Here is a 989-nt window from a genome sequence, read left to right as displayed (position 1 = left end):
GCCGCCAGGCTCAGCTTCAGCTCGCGCACATAGTGGGCCACCGTTTGGCCGGTCTCGTGCAAGAAGACCCGCTGCAACTGCCAGCGCGACCAGCAGCTCTGCTCGGCCAGTTGCTCCAGCGACAGGGGCTGATCCAGGTGGGCGTGAATGTAGTCGAGCACCCGCTCGATGCGGGTGAAATGGGGACGCGTCTGTGGCGCCGGGTCGGAAGGTGCGAAAGATGTGGTGATTGTCATGCCGGGTGCTGGTCTCTGCCTGCAGAGGATCAGCCTCTGTTCAGGAGTGCACATTAAACATGGCCGCCGTGCCGGGAGCAAGGGGGCTGGCGGCGCCACCTCCCCCTTCTGGTGGGGTCTGCCCTCCCTCTTGTCACAAAAGTGACGCCTTCCTCTGTCAGATTGTTTGAAAACAGATTTATCAGTTATCTGGCATCGATCATCTGGCTCTCATTCGAGCCAAATTGCAGGGAGTGCAACCATGAAGAAGATTGCCTTGATCACCGGAGCCCGGGGCGGCATCGGATCCGCCATCACCACCGCCTTGCTGGCCCAGGGGTATCGCATCATCGCCACCCACTCCAGCGTCAATGCCGCCGCTGCACGGGAGTGGTACCAGGAGCAGGGGTATCAGCCGGATCGGGTGCGGCTGCTGGCGCTGGATGTGGCCGACACCGCCATGTGCCGCGAGACCCTGGGCCGCCTGCTGCAGGAAGAGGGCCGGGTGGACGTGCTGGTCAACAACGCCGGCATCACCCGGGATGGGGCCTTCAAGCGGATGGTGCCGGATCAGTGGTTCGAGGTGATCCACACCAATCTGTGCAGCCTCTACAACGTGACCCAGCCGCTGTTCGACGCCATGTGCGAGCAGCGCGATGCCCGCATCATCAACATCTCCTCGGTCAACGGCCAGAAGGGGCAGTTCGGTCAGGTCAACTACTCGGCGGCCAAGGCAGGCATGCTGGGCTTCACCAAGGCGCTGGCGGCGGAAGG

The 989-nt window shown here is 63.0% G+C and carries 1 protein-coding gene and 1 pseudogene; one reads left to right on the top strand and one right to left on the bottom strand.

Annotated elements, in window-relative coordinates:
- Positions 1-236, bottom strand: a pseudogene (locus BN1127_RS04130) (AraC family transcriptional regulator); the annotation flags it as partial.
- 241 nt (positions 237-477) lie between these two features.
- Between BN1127_RS04130 and BN1127_RS04125 the strand changes: the two are divergent.
- Positions 478-989 (top strand): SDR family NAD(P)-dependent oxidoreductase (locus BN1127_RS04125; RefSeq protein ID WP_042648605.1); only part of this gene is annotated, 512 nt, incomplete at its 3' end.

Source organism: Aeromonas media, assembly GCF_000819985.1.
GTDB classification, from domain to species: Bacteria; Pseudomonadota; Gammaproteobacteria; order Enterobacterales; family Aeromonadaceae; genus Aeromonas; species Aeromonas media.
Note: the sequence above shows the minus strand (reverse complement) of the source record. Positions and strands in the feature narration are given on the sequence as shown.